We start from the raw sequence: 21,248 nt of genomic DNA, 5'->3' as shown, positions 1-21,248 counted from the left end.
GGGAGGGCGCGTATGAAGGGCAAATGGATGCTGCAAGATTACATCTCGACATCAGGCGCACGCGGGATGTCGGTCCGGCGGCGAGGCTCATTGTTTTGAACGAGGGCATTCAAAAAGAGGTGCTGCCCTCTCCTGTTGAGTTGATCCGCCTGATAGATGCCGTTGCACAGGCGCAGGATCGCAAGGCGTTCGCGCAGCTCTTCGCCTATTTCGCGCCGCGTGTGAAAGGCTTCCTTATTCGGACCGGTCTCGCGGAGTCGGTTGCCGAGGAGGTGACACAGGAAGTCATGATCGCGGTATGGAGAAAGGCGTCCTATTTCGATCCCAGCCGGGCGGGCGCGTCGACATGGGTGTTTACGATTGCTCGTAACCAGAGGATCGACAGGCTGCGCCGCTCGCGCTCCCGTACGGCCGATCATCTCTTGGATCTGAGTGACGAACCGGACACGCCACCGTCGGGCGAAGATATCGTGATCATGGCAGAGCGGGAAGAAGAGGTCCGGAAAGCGCTGGCGACCCTATCAAATGAACAGGCAACCATCGTGAAACTCTCTTTCTTCTCCGAAGCGCCGCATGCGGAGATCGCTCGTGAGCTGGGCATCCCGCTCGGCACCGTAAAATCCCGCGTCCGGCTCGCATTGAACCGGCTGCGAACGCTATTGGACCGCGATATATGACGATTAACCATCACCCCAGCGACGAAACGCTTCTGCGTCTTGCGACCGGAGCATTGGGCGCCGGCCCGGCGCTAGTCATTCGCGTCCACCTCGAAGGATGTGCCGTTTGCCGCGAGCGCTTAACCCGGTTCGAGGCTGTGGGCGGGGCGATCCTCGACGAGATGCGCTTGGCTCCGCTTGCTGAGGATTTGTTCGGACGGACCATGGAGCGGCTGGAAAGCATTCCATCCACGTTAGTGAAAGAACCCAGGCCGAGGAAACAGCCGGACCTGGGCATCGAGCTCCCTCATGCGATGCGCCACTGCGAAATTGGTCCCTGGCGATGGCTTGGCCCCGGCTTCAGATGGAGCAAGGTCCAAATTGCCGGAAGTCCAGATGCCAAAGTCATGATGATTAAGGGTAAAGCGGGGCTTCATCTGCCTGCCCATGGACACACCGGCATGGAGTTTATGCAGATTCTATCTGGATCTCTGTCGGACGAGCGCAGTCAATATTTTCCCGGCGATCTCGACGAAGCCGATGATGAAGTCAATCACCGGCCCCTTGTCGGCGAGAAGTCGGATTGCGTCTGTCTCGCTGCTTTGGAAGGAGATACGCGCCTTCATGGATTTCTGGGGCGTCTCCTACGTCCGATCGTGGGATTTTGAACGATGGCGGCGGCACAGCCGATCAGATTCCTTTGGCTAGCCTCGGTCGGCCTATGAAGATGTTTCATGAGGTCGTGTAATTGGCCTTGCGAGAAAGCCGTCGCGAAAATTGTGCCAGTTTGGACGGTACGGGACAGAATCGCATGACACTGGTCATCGCAGTCGTTGCGCTTGCGATTTTCCTTTCACTGACCATGGCGGGAGCATGGTTGGTCGCGCTTCGAACCGGCCAGTCAGGATGGATCGACGCGATATGGTCGTTTGCCACCGGCGTGTTCGGCGCTGCCGCCGCTCTTCTCCCTTTCGCCGGGGGGGAAATTTCATCGCGTCAGATACTCGTGGCAGTGCTGGCGCTCTTGTGGGCACTGCGTCTCGGCATCCACATCGTGGCGCGCACCGCGCGGGGCGGTGATGATCCGCGCTACCGGCACTTGCGCGAGCAGTGGGGAAGTGCCTTCAGATCGCACCTGTTCTGGTTCCTGCAAATCCAGGCATTGGCTGCGCTGGTACTCGTCCTCTCTATCATGATCGCGGCGCAAAATCCGACTCCTGGCCTGAGGGTCCTAGACTGGCTCGGAATTGCCATCCTGATTGCGGCCGTTGTCGGGGAAACGATCGCGGATCGCCAGCTGTCCACCTTTCGCCTAGACCCCGGAAACCAGGGAAATGTTTGCGACGTCGGGCTTTGGGGTAGGTCACGCCACCCAAACTATTTTTTTGAATGGTTGGGATGGCTGGCTTATGCCGTGATCGCGGTCGATCTCACAGGCGCCTATCCGCAGGGGTGGCTGGCTTTCGCCGGGCCATTGCTGATGTATTGGCTCCTCGTCCACGCCTCCGGCATTCCGCCCCTGGAAGGGCACATGTTGCGCTCGCGCGGCAAGGCCTTCCGAGAATACCAGCACCGCGTCAACGCATTCTGGCCCGGCCCGCAGAGCGGCGCTGGCGCCGCCGGCAACAAAGAAGACCTTTGATGAGCCTGATTTCCTCGGCGATACGCGTCGCGGAGTGCCGTCCGCTTCCCGACCCAATGACGCGAATGGGCATCGAGTTTCTGGTCGGGCGCACGAGAAGTAAACTTGCCGCTGCAAGCGATCGCGAGGAAGGCGATTTCGCGCGCGCCATGGCAGAGTACCCGATCGCAGAACATGCGAACGCCGCCAACGCACAGCACTACGAATTGCCGCCCGAATTCTTTGCCCTTACGGTCGGCCCACGTCGCAAATATTCCTGTTGCCTCTATTCGACGGGTCACGAATCGCTGGCCGATGCCGAGCGCTTGGCGCTTGAGGAAACGGTTGCGCATGCCGGTATCGCCGACGGACAGTCGCTCCTGGAACTCGGCTGCGGCTGGGGCTCGCTGACGCTGTTCATGGCTGAGCGGTTCCCTCGCACTAATATCACCGCGGTTTCGAATTCGACCCCGCAACGGCTTCACATCGAGGCGGAGGCCGTGGCCCGCGGTTTGGGAAATATCCGCGTCGTCACTGCCGACATGAACGCTTTCGAACCGGACAGCACATACGATCGGGTCGTGTCGGTCGAAATGTTCGAGCACATGTCCAACTGGCGGAGTTTACTCGCGCGCATCAAGACATGGCTTGTACCCCAACAGGGGCGGGTTTTCGTTCACGTCTTCAGCCACAGGCGCAGTCCCTATCGCTTCGATCATAACAACGATGCCGATTGGATCGGGCAGCATTTCTTCACTGGCGGAATCATGCCGAGCCATGGCCTTATCCGGCATTTTCCGGACTGCTTTGCCGTTGAACAAGACTGGCGCTGGAACGGCCTTCATTATCAGAAAACCGCGATCGACTGGCTGGCTCGCTTCGATGCAAACCGCCCTCACATTGATAGCATTCTGAGTAGAGTCTATGGACCGGACGCGGCGCTTTGGCATCAACGCTGGCGGCTTTTCTACCTGGCGACGGCAGGGCTCTTCGGGCATGCCGGCGGTGAAGAATGGGGTGTGAGCCACTACCTCCTGCGCCCGGCATAACGCATGGCGTTCGTGATTCTAGTCCGGAACATCTGGCGGCGAGTTGCCGCTTATGCCGCTCACGATGATCCGATGGTCGCGACCTGCAACTTGGTCGCGCTTGTCGTCGCCTCCAACCAGCCCTTCTATCCGCTCTATGTCTATTGGGCCGTCAGCGAACACATTTGGCCGACCTTCTTCACGTTCCTGTCGACGCCATTTTTCCTCGCGGTACCCGCACTGGCTAGGCGATTGCCAACGGCAGGCCGTGCGCTTCTCCCACTTACCGGCATCGCCAATACGGTTTTGAGCGCAAAAGTGTTCGGGCAGGCATCGGGCGTGGAGATTTTTCTCATCCCTTGTGCGCTGATTGCCGCGACCTTCTTTCGACCATCTGAAAGGTTGACCGCCCTCATTCTGGTTGGGCTGGCGATAATGGCTTACCTTGGACTCGATGGCGCGTATGGCGCCCCCGTCCACCTCTACGCGGTCTCAGAATACCGTGCTTTCCTCAGATTGAACGTCATGAGCGCTGGCATCCTCACCGTGTTCATCGGACTTGTCGCATCGGAAATGTTAAGCCGACGTGCTTAAGCTCGTCAGGATGAAGCTGTGAAGGCGCGCGTGATCAGAAAGCCGATGGTTGCGGCAGAGGCCGTCAGCAACGTTCCCCAGCATAGATCTGCGATCGTCACCGCCACCGGCCAGTTCCGCAACGTCGCCTGGTTGGTCAGATCGTAGGTCGCATACGCAACGAACCCGAGGAAAGCACCGTTGAGCGTGGCCGTTGTCAAACGCTCGCTGGCAATGGCCGGTGCAATGGCGAGCACCACGATGCCGGCAACGTAAATCAGATAGAAGAGCATCGCCGGTACCAGCCGGAAGCTATCAAGCAGCATCTCGCCCATCAGCGGTCGATACAGCCGCTGCGACGCAAGCGTAAGCCAGATCGCGTCCATTCCGAGAAATACCAGACCCGTCGCGACATAGGCGATGCCATAAGTTTTCAATGTAATTTCCTTTACCGAGTCGACGCTGAAGATTTTACGCGCGAGCGAGATGGTCGGATCACTCTGCCGCATGACGGCAATGTCCAACATCAGAAACAGATTGATTTCCCGTAGAAGGAATCAAAGCCGGCGCGTGCTGCGTCGAGGTCCGGGGCCACTCTGAAACATTTGTCGGGATTGAGCGTAAAAGCCGCAAGGCCATTTCCAGACGCCAGACCGCTCCGGGTTCGGATCCCAATCCTGCTGAGCGATAGTACCGACGTCAACGTCGCCGTACCGGATTGGATGATGGGCGATCGTCTTGAGTTGGCTGATCGTTGCTCGAGGGGCTTAGCGTCTTTCTATCAAGCTCGTCGTCCGCCCACCTTTGCGCAATCGCTGAAGACAGGCGAATTCGCCTTCGCGGGCGGAACCATACTATTGAATGCACATTGTGTGGGCATCGGTATCTATTCCGGAGCCGCTCCAAGGGGAATTTCAGAATGATTGATACTGTTGTCGTGCAGCCAGCTTCCCCTGGCGTAGACGAGCCTTCGGTTGCGGGTGTCTCGTGGGCTGCAGTCGCGGCTGGTGCCGTCGTCTCGCTCGCGTTGACACTCGTTCTTATTGCTTTCGGGGCAGGGCTTGGTTTGTCAGTCGTGTCGCCCTGGTCGTCCAGCGTATCGGCTACGACATTCAAAATCACGACGGGAATCTATCTGATCGTCATCGCCATGATCTCGTCGTCGATCGGCGGATATCTCGCTGGTCGTCTGCGGTCGCGCTGGATTGGCGTTCATGCAGATGAGGTCTATTTCCGCGACACCGCGCATGGGTTTCTGGCATGGGCATTTGCAACGGTGCTCGGTGCTGTACTCCTAGCTTCGCCCGCGACGACCGTTTTAAGCGGCGCGACGTCGGGAGTCTCTGCTGGTGCGACGGCGTCTGCGGCGCAGGCGGGACCGGTCGAAGGCTTCATCGACGCACTATTGCGTCCATCGACACCATCTGGCGATGGCAACAGTGCTGACGCGCGCGGTGAACTGTCCCGCATAATGGCCTCTAGCCTCCGAGCCGGTGAGCTGAAGCCAGCCGATCGCGCTTACGTCAATAAAGTCGTGGCCGCTCGCACCGGTTTGAGCGAACCTGATGCTGACAAGCGCGTTACCGAAGTCACCAATGATGCAAAGGCCGCTGCCGATAATGCTCGAAAGGCTGCAATGCAGCTCGCCTTTTGGCTCACGGCATCACTTTTGATTGGCGCCTTTTCTGCGAGCCTGGCGGCGACCGAGGGCGGTGGACTTCGAGACGGAACTTGGAAAGCGCGTCGCACGCGATAAGGAGAGAACAATGCCTATTCTGCTATGGCTACTTGGAATTCCACTGCCGCTGATCATTCTGGTCCTGCTGCTTCGATGAATAAAGGCCCCGCGGTGCGGGGCCTTTATTCATTGCGTAGGAGTGCAGGGAACAAGAGCCGGGCGCATTACTTGACCTTCATCGCTGCTCGGATTTTGGCTAATAATCAGTGATGAGAGCATAGCTCCAGCCTGAAATGGGAGCGCAATATGTGTACCAAGTGCATCGGACTGGAAGATCAGATCGCCCGATATCTTGGTTTTGCCAGGCGCGTAAACGCTTTGACGAGGGGGCGCATCTACGATCTGGTTTTGCATCTCCAGAATGATAAAGAAGCGATTGTACACGGCCAGGATGCTCTTCGGCCGCGCCTTCTTGTGTAGCTCACCTTGCCTGCACGCTTCTCGTTAGTTTATCTGACCGCCACGAGAAGAGCTTGGCGGGCCGGTTCGGGGATTGCCACGAGGCTGTTAGTGGGGGCCCGGCGCGGAACGAGTCAGGCAGCGCCACGTTCGACTGACAAGGGCTTCATGAACAGATTGGCTTTGGTTCAATGCAAAAGATTATAACGATCAGCGCTACAGCGCTTCTCCTCGTCGGTGCCACGATGTCGTCGGCGTCCGCCGAAAAGTCCCGCCGGCACCACACTCAGCAGGGCGTCACCTCCGGTCAAGGCATGACCACCGGTACCGGCCGCACATATACTGGCGGCAATACCGCTCTGAAGGGCAACAGCGGCAATTCGGGGCAAGGGGACAACTCGCTGGGCAACATCAAGGGCGGCAACATCGGCGCCGGCAAGTAGCATTTCGGAGGGACCATGAGCAAAGAAAATCCCAAAGATGATCCCCGCACGGAGTCAGATTGGGCTCCGACGAAACAGACCGACAAGCCCTGGAAAGGCGTGCCGGAAAAGGAACAGTTTGCTCAGGACCGGGAAAAGCCGGACCTTGAAAAGTGGAAAAGGACCGACACTCATTGACGTTGCGGCGGACGTGCATCGATCTTTTCGATGGGTCGACGATTGAGCCGTCCGAGCAATATGCTCGGGCGGCTTCTTTGCGAAAATGTTTTCGCGTCTTATGGATGGATGTCCGCTAAACGGCGGCGTCGATCCTCTCCTACGGTCTGGCCCACGGCTCGGACACGTATGGGTGCTTTCGGCAACGGCATTCGCGACGTCTTCGGTGGGGGACCGTCATCCTCATCAAGGGATCGGAGAGCTGCGAGAATATCACCGATCCTAACAGTCTCATGGGAGCCTGGAATTTGGCGTAGCCATGGCTTCCCTTCGACAGTAAACGCATCCGATGCCCAAACGGCTAGGATGCATCGCTTTTGCAGCGTGTCTAAGAAGGGATTGGCAAGAACCTCCCGCGGGTGCGAGAAGGTGCTGGCGAGTAGAGAATTTGCGTGGATTTCATTCATCGACATGGCAGCGCTTGTCATGCTGGGCCTCCTAACTCCTTTCGTTTAAAGGCGATTATCGATGTAGATTTTCGCTGCTTTCGGTCAAGGGGTGACGCTAAAAATTTTCGGGGCGCTTCTCAGACTGCCGGGCGCTGTCTTAGTGTCGCACGGGAAACAAAGACCTGATCACGACGTTCATCCCACTAACAAGGGAGAGAAAAAATGGATTGGAACAGGGTCGAAGGAAATTGGAAACAGATGAAGGGCAAGGTCAAGGAGCAGTGGGGCAAGCTCACTGACGATGACCTCGACGTCATCAACGGCAAACGGGAGCAACTCGAGGGTCGTCTTCAAGAGCGTTATGGCTACGCCAAGGACCAGACCACGAAGGAAGTCGACGACTGGTATGGACGTCAGAGTTGGTAATCAGAACGTACTTCGCTCCAAAGTTGTTCCACGCTTTTCGAGAACAGGATTGAGCGAGTTGCCTCAATCTAACGGCTGATGGATTTGCGGTCGGAGTTAACGCAGGATGACAGCGACCGAATCTTGACCCCAGAAGCCTCGCTTCGGTCGGCCCGGCGGTAGAGCGACCTACCCGCCAGGCCTTTAAGCAGCAATGTTCCCTAACGTTGCTGTTCGAGCAACCAGACAACACCCTCCAGTATCGACAAGCCGGTCAGGCCCGACGCGCACTTGCCTAGCTCCCAAGGACGTCAATCTTCGATCGCAGGCTTCTGCTGCCTCAACTTGCGCGTTGAGCCTCGGTCGATGACACTTCGGAAGTCTGACATGGAAGGCACCAGACGCGATTACATCGCCAGCATGGTGGAGACGACGCCGTGGGTGGCAAGGATCCGGGTGCCAAAACGGCGAAGGTGCACCGCAAAAAAACATTGAGATCCGCTCTCGGTAAATTCGTCTCAAATGAGACGATGTCACCTCCTGGCTTGTGGTTCCATCCCGAGGAACCGTTGAAGGAACCGACATGAATGAGCGTCAGCTGATAACCCGCGCATGGCAAGATGCGGACTTGGAGAAGCTCAAACAGTTGCATGCAGAGGGGGCTACGCTCCTACGAGCATGTGCGGCTATGAAGCGACCAATGGCTTCCGTCAAAAAACGTGCTCGTGAACTTGGCCTGCATTTCGCAAGTGTTCGAGAAGTTCGGCGAGAGATCAGCGCTCGCGAGCAAACCCAATGACAGTTATTGGGTCTTCAGCGCCGAAATGCCCAAAGTGCAATCGCAAGATGACGTCATCTGAAAAGGGAGATTCGGAGTTTAGATGCGCGAGGTGCGAGGTCGATCCGATGGAGCGCAGCAAGGGTTGGCTTTCGAGCGAGTTGAAGCCACCGTCAAGATGACTAGGATGCTGAGCGCAGCCGAACAGGTTCAGCCGCGTAGGAGGCTACAATCGACCCTCTAGTCGTCCTTATAAAAAAACTGAAAGAGCACTCGCACCTGAGCCAAGAGGACCTTTTGGAGGTCCGCCGCCTGCCGTGCTCTGTCCGCGAATTGGATAGTCATGAGGACTTCATTCGGCAAGGCGATCGACCCAAGGTGTCCGCAATCGTCGTCGAAGGAATGCTGGCTCGCTATCATCTCCTGCCGAACGGCGCACGCCAGTATTTGTCCTTTCATCTCGCTGGCGACATGCCGGATTCACAGTGTCTGTTCATCGAGGTGATGGATCATGCCGTCTGCGCGATCGGCAAGGCCGTCGTCGCCTCGGTCCCGCATCGGGACTTGATGAAGTTATTCGATAGTAGACCAAAGGTTGGCGCTGCAATCTGGCGTGAAACCCTGATCGACGCAGCCATCTTCCGTGAAGCGATCACGAACAATAGCGCGCGGTCCGCCCCTGCCCGCATGGCTCATCTCTTCTGCGAACTCTTCTACCGATCGCGGGCTTCCGGCTTGACGCGTGACGATACGTGTATTCTGCCGATAGGTCTTAATCAGCTGGGAGAGGCTCTCGGGCTGTCGCTAGCTACCGTAAACCGCGCTTTGGCCAACCTTCGAGACACCGATCTTGCCGACTTCAAGAGCGGGTCTCTCACCATCAGAAATTGGGCGGGTCTGGCGGACTGCGGCGAGTTCAATCCTCGCTACTTGCATCTGCGACGCGAGCCGTTCTGACATCGCGAATGTCAACGAACAGCACAATAGCGGCACCTATGCCAATCTCAAGACCGCTGTCGAGTTTGTAGAGAGGCTGCACAACGCGATCACGGTTCTTAGCATCTCGGCGGTCGTCGCGGTCTGACCGACACTAGCCTCTGACCAAATCCCGGTAACGCCTTCCCGGCATTGGCGGAGATTATGCGTAGGCAGGGAAAAGGCCCGGCTTTCGCCGGGCCCCGGTCTGTTGAATTCAGTGTTGGGACTTAGAAGTTTGAGCCGCCCCAGTTGAAGTGATAGTTGATGCCGCCCTTCACAGTGTGGGTGGTGGCACCAAGCTCCAGACCGCCCGGAGCAAATGCAGTCAGATAACGTTCGCTGCCATAGTCGGCGTACATGTACTCACCCTTGAGCGACCAGTTGGGGGCGAACATGTATTCCACGCCAGCGCCGACGGTCCAGCCCGACAGCACTTTGCTCTCGCTGAAGCTGCCGCCCAGGCCGGCGATCGAAAAGCGATTATCGGCCCATGCGTAACCGCCCTTGGCGTAGAACAGCGCTGCGCCTGACGTCACACCGATGCGACCGGTGACACTCCCGAATGAACGAATCTTATCCTCAAGCGTGACCGGAAAAATGCCGAACAAGCCGGTCTGGCTATATGAGATGTCTGACGCTGCCGCGTCTGCTTCAAGACCCCAGACCCAAATGCTACCGGGCGTCTGCCAGTTATAGCCTATAGTGCCGCCGCCGAAGCCGCCCTGCAGGTCGCTGCTCGTGGTCGTGACACCGCCGACGTTGACGCGATCCGACCAGCCGTAACCACCCATGACACCGAGATAGAAGCCCGACCAGTTGTAGCCTACCGGAATCGGAGCGGGCGGGGCTTTAGTGTAGGGACGAGCTGCCAGATCGGCGGCAGAAGCCGAAGCTGCGCCCAAGGTTAGAATGACAGCGGCCATCAGAATCTGTTTCATGCGGACTCCCCTGTGAAAGTTCGGTGATCACAATCCTATGTGCACGCGCATCTCGAAGCTGTCACCGTTTCGCCACACGCGCGAGTTTTTACCGCACCACAACCTCACCCCGATACCAGCCGATATGCTAAGTCGACTGCGGCAATAACCGATAACAATGTCTCCACGCTGCAGGGTAGCCATCCCTTGAAGCGAGAGTTCTTTGAGAAACTGGAAGGACGATTTCGAGCTCGACTGGACGCTCCGCGACATCCACGGCGGCAGGCTGAAGCTGTCACCGATCGCGGAAGACCAACTGAGCGAGCTATTGGAGATGGGCCTCGTGAGGTAGTGAACGATCAAGTGAAGCTCACCGAGACGGGATACCAGAAGATCCACTAGTGGAGCCATGGCAAGACGCCGATTAACAGGACCTGGACTCCAGAAGTCATTGCTCGATTGATCAGCCTTGCCGACAGCGGCGCAACGGTGTTGCGAGCCGCTGCCGCCCTCGGGCGGCCGGCGACAGCGGTGCAAACAAGGCCCGCGAACGAGGGAAGCCGTTGGTAGGTGTTCGGGACTCCAGGGCGGCAATACGAGCCCATATCGAGGCCAAGTGAATGTGGAGAATGTTCATCGCAAGCTACCTTGTTCTGTGTGAGCCAAATCAGAACACCAGAAGATCGTCCTTCGGTAGGAAGGCTTCACTGGATCTTCCGATTTCCGGCCTCCGTCAGTTTGACCTGGTCGTCCACGATTTCGACGAGGCCCATCTCCAGGAGTTCGCTGAGTTGGTCTTCCGTGATCGGGGACAGCTTCAGCCGGCCGCCACCGATATCGCGGAGCGTCCAGTTGAGCTCGAAATCGTCTCTCCAGTATTTCATCTGATGGGGCCGTCGCCGGCAGAGGTTGAAAAATTAAAAGCCCGCCGGATCGTCCACGGGGGCTTTCACTATCTAATGCCGAAAACCAACGTAGAGACCAATCATGGTAATGGCCGATACCAAGATGAAGCAAAAAAGCCCCCACGCAATAATAGTGGCTTCATCTGGGGTATTCCGATTCGTCTTCTGAAGAACGTTCAATGGTCTCTCCCTGTAATCTCTGTCATCGGCGCTCGCATCTTGAGGCGAACTTGTGCAAAGCGTAGCGACGGTAGATCGCAGGGTCCAGAATGAATTGATGGTGCGCTGCAGCGCGGCGCGTCACAGCGGGTTGCCCATTTCGGTAGCTGCCGTAAGCACCGCAGCTCCCATTGAAGGAACTAAAACACCAAATGCACGATATAGGAGAAAACAAGGGAGGTCGTCATGTTGATGGAAGATGGAATTGCAGGACGGCCAGTCGCCAGCGCACCGCCATTGGTCGCGCAGATGGTCGACAAGCGAACAATTCTTGAGATGGAGATAGCCCTTACCAAAGCGTGCGAGGTCTTGCCGCGCGAGTTGGACAACCACAAGAACCGCTGTTTCGTCGCCAAGAAAATACTGAAGCGCGTGAATGCGGGTGAGCGCACGTTCGGCGGCATGATGTCCGCGGGGATGGCGGCAGTGGAGACGCTACGGCGCAGGCAAGAGCAGGTTTGACGGCGTTTCCTGAACAATCATTCAGGAAATTTATCCTGAGACGACGGAACGGCCCCTATAGTCGCGCATTCAATCTCCGCTCATTCAAAGGAGAAGATAATGCGCAAAGTTCTTTTGGCTATCGCTGCCTTCGCTACCATCGGCATCGCTGTTCCTGCCGCTACTTCACAGGCTGATGCTCAGACCGTAGTGGTGCGGCATGGCGGCGGCCATCACGGCGGCTACCATCGCGGTCATCGTGCCAACAAGGTTGTTATCGTGAAGCGCGGTCATGGTCACATGCATCGTGGAATCCACCACGGCCATCGCTGAACGCGTTGCTCTTCAAAACAAAAGGCTCCCTCCCGGGGGCCTTTTTCGTTGGGCGCTATCAAGGGCAACTGAACAGAGGCCATCGCGTTTTGGAAAGAAGAGCGCAGCTCCTCATCGGAACTTAAGTTCCAGCGGTCTGTTGGGCTGGCGTGATAAGCCGCCCCAGCTCACCGGCTACTGGAGGAAATTTCCCATGGCCAAAAAGCCGAAGCTTCTTGCCGACCTTTTCCATGACACGCTCAAGGATGTCTATTTCGCCGAGAAGAAGATTCTCGCCACGCTGCCGAAGATGGCAAAAGCCGCACAATCGAAAGAACTCAAGGCCGCCTTTCTGAAGCATCAGAAGGAGACCGTTGGTCAGATCAAGCGGCTCGAAGGCGTGTTCAAGATATTCGGCAAGAAGCCGACCGCCAAGAAGTGTGAAGCCATCATGGGTATTACCAAGGAAGGCGCAGAGATCATGACCGAATACAAGGGCATGCCTGCTCTCGATGCCGGTCTTGCTGCCGCGGCACAGGCGGTGGAGCACTATGAGATCTCCCGCTACGGAACGCTGGCGACTTGGGCGAAGGAGCTGGGGATGCCTGAAGCTGTCTCGCTTCTCGATGCCACGTTGAAGGAAGAGAAGGCCACCGACGTTGCGTTGACCGCGCTGGCCAAATCTGTCGTCAACGTCGAAGCAGAGCAAGATCTCTAAGGCTAAATGTCCGGCTCCGTCACTGGAGCCGGACTACGTAAGTCCTCCCACCCGTCGAAGAAACCTTTAGCGCAACAGTGGCTTATGTTTTCGCTGAAATGGAGAGCGAAAATGCGCCAAGGTACGTCGTTTCGGTTGATGGCATCCGATGCAGCGAGACAGGCAAAAGAAGCCACGGACCAGGCTGAAGCTCTCCGGCTTTTACAGATGGCACACTACTGGATCTCAGCTGCAGACAACGAGGACTGGCTGAATGCCAACTCGATCCATCATCCGGTAAGATCACCTAGCTCCGACTGAAAACTGAGAAATTTCGGAACGATAGGAAGTAGCGGGACTTGACTTCGACAACTGTCGCACATGGCGACGGTGAACGGGTGGCTGTGGCCATCAGAAAGCTCGCCATGAACATCCCGGCCGTCGACCGCGCCATCGATATTTATGGCGCCCTCTCAGGACATTCGGAAGCACCGGGCGTCCGCGCGCAGCTTGCCCAGCATCTTGACCAACTGCACAATGAGGGGGAGACCGATCATCACCGCCTTACGGTGCATGGCCTCTCGTTCCTTCGGCAAAACGATCTTCAGCGCAACAGCTAGCCGCGCTGCATAGCTCGCTGCTTCTGCAATGATTTACGGAGCGTCGCTTTCGCAGAGTGAGCACGTTCCTTGTCGCTCGCCGATTTCTTGATCGGACGAAATGGGCCGGTCTTGGAATTTCCGGCCATCGGCATTGCCGGCATCATCTGCGAGCAGGATTCCGACTGGGAAGGTTGAAGGCCCATAGGGGCCGATGTCCGTGTGCGTTTGGGCATATTTCTCAACCCGCCACTCAACCCAAAGTTCATTCGTGCAGATCAAGCGGCGGCAAAAAGACACCTCGTCCCTTTAGAAGGCCGGCATCAGTACCGCGAAGAGGCGCGGCGACCTACCGCGGCGGCTGCCTCACTGGCCGCGCCGGAACAAGAAAGTCAGAAATGCGTTCCTTTAGGCATCAAACACTGGAGGATGCCATGGACGATCTGAAGAACAAGGGGCAGCCGGATCGCAGCAAGATCAACATGCACGAGGCGCATGAGGTCAAGTATTGGACCAAGGAGCTCGGCGTGGATAAAGGCAAGCTGCAGAAGACGGTCGCCAAGGTCGGCAACTCAGCCGCCGCAGTTCGCAAGGAGTTGGCAGCCTGAGCCAGTCAACGGAATCCCTGCACGAGCAATCTGTAAAGATCGCGCTGGATTACCTGGCGGGGGTTGGCCGCTTGCGCGACCTGCAAGAAGCGTTTGAATTTATTGGAAAGCATGTCGCGTACCAGATCGGGCAGGGAGTCGTCAGTCCTCTGCTGCTGTCGAACCAGGCGATTGCAGCCTACGAGCGCCACAGGGAAAAGACGCCGCTTCGGTTGGTGGAGTATGAGTGATGATGCCACTAATCCGGCCTTGGTCGGCCGAAGAAAGTGAAAAACTTAAAGCCATGGCTGAAGCGGGTGCATCGCCGATCAAAATTGCTGCGGCCATGAAACGTAATGTGCAGGCCGTCAGACGTCAGGCGAATCGATTGGGGATCTCTTTGCCCACAACGCGAGAGACGCGCAAACGACAGCGTGCGTTAGAGGCGGAAGCCACAAGGTCTTCAGCATGACATCGCAAATGGGAACAAGCTGCGCGTTCCGTAGTTGCTAGGGAAATGGAGGTTCCCATGCTTACAGACGATCAACTGATGGTTCTGCGGGAAATCGATAACGCCTTTGCTTTTGACGATACAGCGAAGGCAGAAGAGTTGGTGCTGGACGGCTATGTCCAGAAGGACGGCGACCTTTATCAGCTCACGCCGAAGGGTGAGAAAAGCCTGCTCGACAATGGCGTCTCGGCATAGACTGCATCGTGAAGGGATTCCAGACCTCACATAGAAGCTCAGGGAGGACGACGAGGCGCTCCGGGACCGGTCGTCGCTCCAGAGGCGTCAAATTACATCGCACAATTGAGGGACATTGAGCCAACTGAAAGCTGCCGGGTTCTGCGACTATGGCTAAGCACGATGTTGCCGACGATAGGTTTAGTTTGCCCCCTGCACCGTATCGGTCACAACTAGCCCTCCGCAACTTCACAGGAGGCTGTGAGATAGCATAGATCTCGGTAAGCAAGCATGGCAGCCGCCATGCCCGCCGCGACTCATTGTTGTGGCTGATGCGGTCAGTGAAAATTCACCTCACCGCCGTTGATGTCCGGATATGCTCGAAAAGTCCGTCGAAGCACGCTGTTGTACGCAAGGGCCCTCGCTTGCTCGCATTGACGTTGCTCGTCGCGCGGTCAACTCTCGCCATCGAACGCTTTGCGATTGGGAGGCTTCGTGAGATACAGACGTCGAGAGAAGAACGGAGGACAGCAGCCACAGGCTACTCCATGCCTTCCAAAATCTGCTGAACCGCAGACGATTGCATTCTCCCAGCGGTTCACCTGTACGATCGACGAAGCATGTGAGGCGACCGGTTTGGGGCGCACGAAGCTTTACGAACTGATAGGAGCGGGACATCTCGCGACCACAACGGTCGGACGTCGGCGACTTGTGGCAGTACAATCACTTCTGTCGCTTCTTAAAGCGAACATGTCGACGTGATGAGGCTACTTAAGTGGCGCGGCTACATTTCGGTTCGTGTTTTCCTTCACACTCTCACTCTGAGGACGCGACCGTTCTCCCTCAACAGGTCAAGCGCGTCGGCCCAAAAACGCATCATCCGAACACGCTCCTGCCAGAATTCGACGGCGTGGGTATAGGCGCTACGGATTTCGTTCGCGCGGCAGAGCCAAATTTGTAGAGGTCGATTCTCGCCTATTTTAAATCAGCGTCGCGGGTGCTCGGCCAGGATGGGTATTAGGGCGTGGACTCATAAGCGCGTAGCCAAATCCGAATGGCTGCGAGCTTTATGAAGGCTAGGTAGTTTGCGGCGAGTTTGTCATACCGGGTAGCGACGCGCCGGCATTGCTTGATCCTGTTAAAGAAGCGCTCTACCAAATTGCGCGCCCGGTACAGACATGGGCTAAAACAAATTGGGTCTTTGCGATTTCGCTTCGGAGGAATGCAGGCCCACGCACCGTGTTCACCGGCGAATGCTCTGATCCAGTCGGCATCGTATCCTCGATCAGCAAGCAACATCGCGCCTGGTTTTAGATCAGACAACAGCTCGGTGACGAGTCGATTATCGTGGGCCTCACCAGTGGTCAATTCAAGGCGGACGGGCATACCGTTGGTATCGACGCAAGCGTGTATTTTGGTCGTTAGCCCGCCTCTCGACCGCCCCATCAACCTCGTTTCGGCTCCTCCCGCGGAGCCGCCGTGCTGATGGACGCGGACAATGGAAGTGTCGATCATCTGGATGGAACTGTCATGGGTTTCGGCGAGCGCCTCCATAATCAAGTCCCAGATGCCAGCCATCCGCCAACGAACAAACCGATTGTAGCAGGTCGTGTAGGGCCCAAAGCTATCCGGCAGATCACGCCATGGTGCGCCTGACCGCAATATCCAGAAGATGCCGTTGAGGACACGTCGGTCGTTGACCCTCGGCACGCCGCGCGGCTTGGTCGGAAGGAATGGTTTGATGGCAGTCCACTCAAAGTCCGTGAGTTCGTATCTCATGATTCGAGGCCCCGGTTCGAAAGCTTGAATCATCCCAGTATCGGTGTTCGTAACGCGAATTGCAGGTTTGAGATGGGCCGGACAGCGGACATGCCGGAGATATGTCAAAAACGACGCGAATGGCCCAAGCGCACCATCGGGGCTGACAAAGACCCGGTCTGGTTGTATGCTATCCGCACTCGCCGTACCGTAGGCCCGCCAGTGTAGAGTGCGCCATGACGTTGATGCCAGCCGACACGGGGCAAAGCCATCGGTCATCGCAAGATGATGCGAACAAAACCACGGTTTGGATTCCCACTGGCACTTTCCGCATGGGCTCCAACGACCACTATCCCGAAGAAGCGCCGACGCATCGGGTGACGGTGGACGGTTTCTGGATCGACCGCCCCCCGCAACCAACCGCCAGTTCAAGGAGTTCGTAAACGCGACTGGTCACATCACGTTCACGCAGCGTTTATGGACTATTGCGAGTAGCGCGGGCTGCGCGATGATCCTCGAAGAAGAAGCTGCAGTGCCTCTCTGGGCCAGTCGGCCTCCGTCGAAGTCGAAAGGGTTGGCCGGATGAAACTCTATGAAACGGCATGCAGCCGGATCGTCGTCGCCGCAACCACCGTCTCTCTCGCGTGCGCTCCTGCGGCATCGCGCGCTGACGATAGCGGGCTCTCGTTCTGGCTTCCCGGCCAGTACGGCAGCCAAGCGGCGACGCCTTCGACGCCGGGCTGGTCCTTGGGCACGATCTACTACCACACCAGCGTGGACGCGTCGGGCGCCGCCGCCGCCGCGCGCGAGGCACAGGTCGGCAGGTTCTCTCCGACCGTGAACGTCAACCTGAACCTGTCGCTGAGCGGCCAGGGCGATCTGATCTTCGTCGCGCCGACCTACACATTTGCGACGCCCGTGTTCGGCGGCCAGCTATCTGCGACATTGGCAAGCGTCTATGGGAGGAGCAGCGCCAGCATCGCCGGCACACTGACGGCTGCGGCCGGTCCGCTCTTCACTACCAGGCAAGGATTCCTCGAGGACACGCTTGTCTCCTACGGCGACCTCTATCCGACGCTGAAGCTGAAATGGAATAGCGGCGTCCACAACTACATGGTCTACGCCGCCGGCGACATTCCGGTGGGAGACTACGACCCCGGCCGCCTCTCCAACGTAGGCATGGGGCACGGCGCAATCGACCTCGGTGGCGGTTACACCTACTTCAACCCGGCGGCGGGCATCGAATTTTCGGGGGTCGCGGGGGTCACCTACAACTTCAAGAACCCGGATACGCAGTACCAAAGCGGGATCGATTTCCACTTCGACTGGGGCGCCTCGAAGTTCCTGTCGAAGCAGGTTTTCGTGGGCGTCGTCGGATACGCATACCAGCAGGTGACGGACGATTTCGGCCAGCCAACGGTGCTCGGCGGATTCCGATCGCGCGTTCTCGGCGTCGGCCCCCAGCTCGGATACGTGTTCCCCGTTGCCGAGATGCAGGGATTTCTCGGCGTGAAGGCCTACGGAGAGTTCGCTCAGGCCAACAGGCCGGCGGGTTGGAATACGTGGTTGACCTTCTCGATCTCGGAAGAAGCGCCGAAAGCCGTGACGCCGACGAAACATCTGGTGACGAAGTAAGCATGAAGATTCCGCGCCGAAATCCTCGCCGTATCCGTTCTTAACGCCTCAGGAGCCATCAGGATGATTTCCAACGCCAGACTGTCACTAGCCGTCTTGTTGAGCCTTTCCGGACAGGCGTTCGCGCAGTCGCAAACGGGCAATCCCGTTCCGGTCACGGTAGAGAATTTCACCCGCGCCGAGAGCGACGTCTATTTCGCAAAGCTGGTCAAGGAAAGCGGCGGACTGAGCAAGTATCACCATGCCCGCGAGCCGGCCTCGATCGATAACCAGACCGTGATCCGGATGAACCGCGACACGCTGTATTCGACCGCGGTGTTCGACCTCGATGCAGGACCGGTAACGATCACGCTGCCTAATTCGGGCAAGCGCTTCATGTCGATGCAGGTGGTCAATGAGGATCAGTACACGGTAGAGGTCGTATATGGCGCCGGGTCCTACAAACTAACCAGGCAGAAGGTCGGCACGCGCTACGCCGCGACCTTCCTTCGAACTCTGGTCGATCCTGCCAACCCCAAGGATGTGGAACAGGTCCAGGCCCTGCAGGACGGCGTCAAGATCAGACAAAAGGACGTGGGCAAATTTGAAATTCCCAACTGGGAGCCTGACAGCCACAAGAAGGTGCGCGAGGCCTTGCTGGTACTTGCCGCGACCCTGCCTGATTACAAGAGGGCTTTCGGCACCAAGCAGTCCGTGGACCCGATCCGCTTCATACTCGGAGCCGCCTCGGGTTGGGGAGGTAATCCTGACAAGGACGCAACCTATGTCTCGATCATACCACCCAAGAACGACGGCGAGGGTGTCTATAAGCTCACTGTCAAGGACGTCCCGGTGAACGGCTTCTGGTCCGTCAGCGTCTATAACGGCCAAGGCTACTTCGAGAAGAACCCGTACAACGCCTATTCGATCAACAACATCACCGGACAGAAAAACCCTGACGGCTCGATAACCATTCAGTTCGGCGGTTGTGACGGCAAGGTCCCGAACTGCTTGCCGATCATGAAAGGCTGGAATACCGCCGCGAGACTCTACCGGCCGCGCGACGAGATATTGAAGGGAACGTGGAAGTTTCCAGAGATGAAGCCGGCGAGCTAGAGGGAGACCGGGGACCGGAGATCCAGCATGGCAATCATCGCGATCGTGTATGCACTGATCGTCTGGCTCGTCTTTGCCAAGCTGAAATGGCTTCGCTGGGGATGGGGGATTGGAACGGCGACCGTGCTGGTAGGGCTGTTCATTGCGGCGCTCTTCGCGGGCTGTTTGAACTACCTGGCACCCACCGGCCGGGTCGTCGTGATCAGCCGCGTGGTCGAGGTGACGCCGAACGTCACCGGCCAAATCACGGAGATCTCGGTGAAGCCGAACGCGCCCGTGAAGGCCGGGGCGGTGCTGTTCAGGATCGACCCGGCTCCCTACGAAGCCCAGGTCCGTCTCGTCGAGGCCCAGCTCGGATTTCAGGAGCTTCGGCTCTCCCAGATGAAGGATCTCCAGGCCAGCAGTGCCGGCCGGGCGTTCGACGTGCAGGAGCGCCAGTCCGAGGTCGACCAGCTAAAGGCGCAACTGGACAAGGCGAAGTACGACCTCGCGCAGACGACTGTCAGCGCACCCGCCGACGGCTCCGTCGCCAACCTCGCTTTGAGCAAGGGCGACCGGGCAACGTCCTCGAAGGCGGTCCTGTCGTTCCTCGTCGCCGACGCAGTGCAACTGGTCGGCATCTTCTCGCAGAACGGATACCAGGCCATCCGGCCGGGGGCGCGGGTCCAGTTCGCGCTCTCGAACAATCCCGGCCATCTCTACACCTCGACCATCGGCGAGATCGTCAGCGGCGTCGGTGAGGGGCAGATTGCCTCGTCAGGAGAACTCACCCGCGTAACGTCGCTCCCGATGACGGCCGAGTACCCCGCGCTGATCGATCGGCCCAAGGAGATCGATGCGGCGGCGCTGCGGCCCGGGATGTCCGGCACCGCGACCGCCTATGCAGCAAATTCTGCACCCTTTGATTTCTTTGGTTGGGTGCTGCTCTACGGTAGAGCCTTGGCGCTTTATCTCTAGACTTTGCAAGGAATGGACATTTCCGATCAATCTGAGGAGCAAACGAATGTACAAACTTATGCTTGCTGCTATCGTATGCCTCGTCTCTTTTGCCGCGACAGCAGAAGAGGAATCAAAAATCGCAGTCAGGAAGTGGCGGACCTGCGCCGACGCCTCAGCGACACGATACGCAAAAACTACAGAACCCGCTCTGGTGGTCTCACGCCTGGCAATATTGTCCTGTCGTGACGAGAAGCAAGCGGCCTGGCAAGCACTGTCACAGGAAAGCGGGGCACACTTTGCGGACGATTGGGTTGAAACGATGGAACGTCGCTACACCGATTTGCTGGCAATCCAGGTCATAGAATTGCGGCTGAAACATTGAATTGAACGCGGGAATGAAAGTACGTCCGTTATTGCAATTGACGCATCTAAGGCGAATTCCGGATGCAGTCTGCAATACGCCGGATAGCGGAAATAGTTCGAGCGCTCCGAACCTCAATTTATGAGTACACGCCCTAGTTGATCAAGATATCGGGCAATGTTCACAGGCCCGTCGTGTCCGAAGCTGCGAAGTATGCTATCCTACCGAAGCCAGTTGGTGGGTCTGAGCCTGTCCAACGCTTCGAGTATGCCACGAGCGCTACTGGACGCGGCGGTGATCGGGGGGCGCCACGCCTCCCCTTCGAAGTGCTGGTCCACCTTGTTACTGAAGCCGTCCCAAGTGACCTGATCGGCCTCCTTTAACTGTTCGCTGCTATCCATATCGAAGCGGTTTTTGGCGAAGCACGCTCCCAGGTGATCGGTCTCATCGAAAAGCAACGCCCTACCCATATCGGGAATGGTGCCGTAGTCTGCCTGCCGGTGGTGCTGGTCGACGATATCCGCCCGCTGGCGGCCGGGCATTCGTTGTCCCGGCAAAACTCAGTCAACATTCGCAAATTGTTGGTATCGACGTTGGTAGCGTCTCGGATCAACCAAAAAAATCATGTGTCTTGTCAATATTATAGCTTTGCAATGCGGAGCCGCCCCTGGGCACCAAAGGTCCCGGGCCAGCCGATGGTGCTGGCAAAGCCAGCGAGCAATGTAATTCCCGTAATCGCACGGCACGCTTGCCGAGTTTGACCGTCTAGGCCCTCTCCCGTCGGGCGGCGAGCGCTTTGACCGTTCTCGCTCAGGTCGTCCATTTCGGATATTTGAGAAAAGCGAGTAGTGGGACGTCCGCTCCCCGCGGTAGA

29 protein-coding genes and 1 pseudogene are annotated in these 21,248 nt (G+C 57.7%); 25 read left to right on the top strand and 5 right to left on the bottom strand.

Annotation, left to right across the window (positions count from 1 at the left end; translation table 11 throughout):
* Window positions 1-23 precede the first annotated feature (23 nt).
* The 5 genes from AB8A50_RS14880 to AB8A50_RS14860 all read left to right on the top strand — a co-directional run bounded on the left by AB8A50_RS14880 (window position 24) and on the right by AB8A50_RS14860 (window position 3,899).
* Complete coding sequence (locus AB8A50_RS14880) at window positions 24-677, top strand: sigma-70 family RNA polymerase sigma factor (RefSeq protein ID WP_439059602.1); 654 nt, start codon at window positions 24-26, stop codon at window positions 675-677.
* Window positions 674-1,324: a ChrR family anti-sigma-E factor gene (locus AB8A50_RS14875; protein ID WP_120293173.1), complete on the top strand. Its 651-nt coding sequence runs from the start codon at window positions 674-676 to the stop codon at window positions 1,322-1,324. Before AB8A50_RS14880 ends, AB8A50_RS14875 begins: the two co-directional genes overlap by 4 nt.
* A 143-nt stretch (window positions 1,325-1,467) precedes the next feature.
* Window positions 1,468-2,298 carry a DUF1295 domain-containing protein gene (locus AB8A50_RS14870; RefSeq protein WP_120293175.1) on the top strand — a complete coding sequence of 277 codons (831 nt, stop codon included), beginning with the start codon at window positions 1,468-1,470 and terminating at the stop codon, window positions 2,296-2,298.
* Window positions 2,298-3,326, top strand: coding sequence for an SAM-dependent methyltransferase (locus AB8A50_RS14865; protein ID WP_120293177.1), 1,029 nt, complete (start codon window positions 2,298-2,300; stop codon window positions 3,324-3,326). The genes AB8A50_RS14870 and AB8A50_RS14865 overlap by 1 nt, the downstream gene beginning before the upstream one ends.
* A 3-nt stretch (window positions 3,327-3,329) precedes the next feature.
* Window positions 3,330-3,899: a hypothetical protein gene (locus tag AB8A50_RS14860; protein ID WP_120293179.1), complete on the top strand. Its 570-nt coding sequence runs from the start codon at window positions 3,330-3,332 to the stop codon at window positions 3,897-3,899.
* A 5-nt stretch (window positions 3,900-3,904) separates the two neighbouring features.
* Here AB8A50_RS14860 and AB8A50_RS14855 read toward each other — a convergent pair whose 3' ends face one another.
* Window positions 3,905-4,315 carry a DUF2177 family protein gene (locus AB8A50_RS14855; protein WP_199712142.1) on the bottom strand — a complete coding sequence of 137 codons (411 nt, stop codon included), beginning with the start codon at window positions 4,313-4,315 and terminating at the stop codon, window positions 3,905-3,907.
* A 482-nt stretch (window positions 4,316-4,797) separates the two neighbouring features.
* Here AB8A50_RS14855 and AB8A50_RS14850 point away from each other — a divergent pair, with 482 nt between their 5' ends.
* The 5 genes from AB8A50_RS14850 (at window position 4,798) to AB8A50_RS14830 (ending at window position 9,203) form a co-directional block, all read left to right on the top strand.
* Window positions 4,798-5,634 (top strand): hypothetical protein, encoded by an 837-nt coding sequence (locus AB8A50_RS14850; RefSeq protein WP_120293181.1) that lies wholly within the window; start codon window positions 4,798-4,800, stop codon window positions 5,632-5,634.
* A gap of 572 nt (window positions 5,635-6,206) precedes the next feature.
* Window positions 6,207-6,458, top strand: a complete 252-nt coding sequence (locus AB8A50_RS14845) for a hypothetical protein (protein WP_184511612.1) — start codon at window positions 6,207-6,209, stop codon at window positions 6,456-6,458.
* 15 nt (window positions 6,459-6,473) lie between these two features.
* On the top strand, window positions 6,474-6,635 hold the full coding sequence (locus AB8A50_RS14840; protein WP_184511611.1) for a hypothetical protein: 162 nt from the start codon (window positions 6,474-6,476) through the stop codon (window positions 6,633-6,635).
* 650 nt (window positions 6,636-7,285) lie between these two features.
* Complete coding sequence (locus tag AB8A50_RS14835; protein ID WP_068738686.1) at window positions 7,286-7,489, top strand: CsbD family protein; 204 nt, start codon at window positions 7,286-7,288, stop codon at window positions 7,487-7,489.
* A gap of 988 nt (window positions 7,490-8,477) precedes the next feature.
* Window positions 8,478-9,203 (top strand): Crp/Fnr family transcriptional regulator, encoded by a 726-nt coding sequence (locus AB8A50_RS14830; protein WP_120293185.1) that lies wholly within the window; start codon window positions 8,478-8,480, stop codon window positions 9,201-9,203.
* Between the two features lie 248 nt (window positions 9,204-9,451).
* Here the strand turns inward: AB8A50_RS14830 and AB8A50_RS14825 are convergent, their stop codons facing one another.
* Window positions 9,452-10,162: an outer membrane beta-barrel protein gene (locus AB8A50_RS14825; protein ID WP_120293187.1), complete on the bottom strand. Its 711-nt coding sequence runs from the start codon at window positions 10,160-10,162 to the stop codon at window positions 9,452-9,454.
* A gap of 202 nt (window positions 10,163-10,364) precedes the next feature.
* Between AB8A50_RS14825 and AB8A50_RS14820 the strand changes: the two genes are divergently transcribed.
* Window positions 10,365-10,493 (top strand): hypothetical protein, encoded by a 129-nt coding sequence (locus tag AB8A50_RS14820; RefSeq protein WP_439078172.1) that lies wholly within the window; start codon window positions 10,365-10,367, stop codon window positions 10,491-10,493.
* 352 nt (window positions 10,494-10,845) lie between these two features.
* On the opposite strand, the gene AB8A50_RS14815 is transcribed toward AB8A50_RS14820, so the two are convergent.
* Window positions 10,846-11,025, bottom strand: a complete 180-nt coding sequence (locus tag AB8A50_RS14815) for a hypothetical protein (protein ID WP_093760758.1) — start codon at window positions 11,023-11,025, stop codon at window positions 10,846-10,848.
* A 426-nt stretch (window positions 11,026-11,451) separates the two neighbouring features.
* On the opposite strand from AB8A50_RS14815, the gene AB8A50_RS14810 reads away from it, so the two are divergent.
* From AB8A50_RS14810 to AB8A50_RS14770, 9 genes are all read left to right on the top strand, one after another.
* Window positions 11,452-11,727 carry a hypothetical protein gene (locus tag AB8A50_RS14810; protein WP_147421762.1) on the top strand — a complete coding sequence of 92 codons (276 nt, stop codon included), beginning with the start codon at window positions 11,452-11,454 and terminating at the stop codon, window positions 11,725-11,727.
* A 99-nt stretch (window positions 11,728-11,826) separates the two neighbouring features.
* The gene (locus AB8A50_RS14805; RefSeq protein WP_141137210.1) at window positions 11,827-12,039 is read left to right on the top strand and encodes a hypothetical protein; all 213 of its coding nucleotides are present in this window, start codon (window positions 11,827-11,829) and stop codon (window positions 12,037-12,039) included.
* Window positions 12,040-12,232: 193 nt separating this feature from the next.
* Window positions 12,233-12,736, top strand: a complete 504-nt coding sequence (locus AB8A50_RS14800) for a YciE/YciF ferroxidase family protein (RefSeq protein ID WP_120293195.1) — start codon at window positions 12,233-12,235, stop codon at window positions 12,734-12,736.
* Between the two features lie 404 nt (window positions 12,737-13,140).
* Window positions 13,141-13,335, top strand: coding sequence for a hypothetical protein (locus AB8A50_RS14795; RefSeq protein WP_147421763.1), 195 nt, complete (start codon window positions 13,141-13,143; stop codon window positions 13,333-13,335).
* A gap of 413 nt (window positions 13,336-13,748) precedes the next feature.
* On the top strand, window positions 13,749-13,922 hold the full coding sequence (locus AB8A50_RS14790) for a DUF3606 domain-containing protein (RefSeq protein ID WP_439078170.1): 174 nt from the start codon (window positions 13,749-13,751) through the stop codon (window positions 13,920-13,922).
* A gap of 71 nt (window positions 13,923-13,993) precedes the next feature.
* Complete coding sequence (locus AB8A50_RS14785) at window positions 13,994-14,152, top strand: hypothetical protein (protein WP_158596886.1); 159 nt, start codon at window positions 13,994-13,996, stop codon at window positions 14,150-14,152.
* Window positions 14,152-14,373: a hypothetical protein gene (locus AB8A50_RS14780; RefSeq protein ID WP_184511603.1), complete on the top strand. Its 222-nt coding sequence runs from the start codon at window positions 14,152-14,154 to the stop codon at window positions 14,371-14,373. Before AB8A50_RS14785 ends, AB8A50_RS14780 begins: the two co-directional genes overlap by 1 nt.
* 57 nt (window positions 14,374-14,430) lie before the next feature.
* Window positions 14,431-14,607, top strand: a complete 177-nt coding sequence (locus AB8A50_RS14775) for a hypothetical protein (RefSeq protein ID WP_172980498.1) — start codon at window positions 14,431-14,433, stop codon at window positions 14,605-14,607.
* Between the two features lie 474 nt (window positions 14,608-15,081).
* Entirely contained in the window at window positions 15,082-15,348 is a 267-nt protein-coding gene (locus tag AB8A50_RS14770) for a helix-turn-helix domain-containing protein (protein ID WP_199712138.1), read from the top strand.
* A gap of 255 nt (window positions 15,349-15,603) precedes the next feature.
* On the opposite strand, the gene AB8A50_RS14765 is transcribed toward AB8A50_RS14770, so the two are convergent.
* Entirely contained in the window at window positions 15,604-16,365 is a 762-nt protein-coding gene (locus tag AB8A50_RS14765) for an IS5 family transposase (RefSeq protein WP_439078168.1), read from the bottom strand.
* A 224-nt stretch (window positions 16,366-16,589) separates the two neighbouring features.
* Between AB8A50_RS14765 and AB8A50_RS14760 the strand changes: the two are divergent.
* From AB8A50_RS14760 to AB8A50_RS14740, 5 genes and pseudogenes are all read left to right on the top strand, one after another.
* Window positions 16,590-16,819, top strand: a pseudogene (locus tag AB8A50_RS14760) (SUMF1/EgtB/PvdO family nonheme iron enzyme); the annotation flags it as partial.
* 107 nt (window positions 16,820-16,926) lie between these two features.
* A complete protein-coding gene (locus tag AB8A50_RS14755; protein WP_439078166.1) occupies window positions 16,927-17,979 on the top strand; it encodes a SphA family protein in 1,053 nt (350 codons plus the stop codon).
* Between the two features lie 63 nt (window positions 17,980-18,042).
* The gene (locus AB8A50_RS14750) at window positions 18,043-19,074 is read left to right on the top strand and encodes a DUF1254 domain-containing protein (protein WP_439078164.1); all 1,032 of its coding nucleotides are present in this window, start codon (window positions 18,043-18,045) and stop codon (window positions 19,072-19,074) included.
* A gap of 27 nt (window positions 19,075-19,101) precedes the next feature.
* Window positions 19,102-20,031 carry an efflux RND transporter periplasmic adaptor subunit gene (locus AB8A50_RS14745; protein WP_439078162.1) on the top strand — a complete coding sequence of 310 codons (930 nt, stop codon included), beginning with the start codon at window positions 19,102-19,104 and terminating at the stop codon, window positions 20,029-20,031.
* A gap of 46 nt (window positions 20,032-20,077) precedes the next feature.
* On the top strand, window positions 20,078-20,395 hold the full coding sequence (locus AB8A50_RS14740; protein ID WP_439078160.1) for a hypothetical protein: 318 nt from the start codon (window positions 20,078-20,080) through the stop codon (window positions 20,393-20,395).
* A 200-nt stretch (window positions 20,396-20,595) separates the two neighbouring features.
* On the opposite strand, the gene AB8A50_RS14735 is transcribed toward AB8A50_RS14740, so the two are convergent.
* Window positions 20,596-20,916 (bottom strand): hypothetical protein, encoded by a 321-nt coding sequence (locus tag AB8A50_RS14735; RefSeq protein ID WP_184511600.1) that lies wholly within the window; start codon window positions 20,914-20,916, stop codon window positions 20,596-20,598.
* Between the last annotated feature and the right edge of the window lie 332 nt (window positions 20,917-21,248).

The organism is Tardiphaga sp. 841_E9_N1_2, from assembly GCF_051811065.1.
GTDB classification, from domain to species: Bacteria; Pseudomonadota; Alphaproteobacteria; order Rhizobiales; family Xanthobacteraceae; genus Tardiphaga; species Tardiphaga robiniae.
Note: the sequence above shows the minus strand (reverse complement) of the source record. Positions and strands in the feature narration are given on the sequence as shown.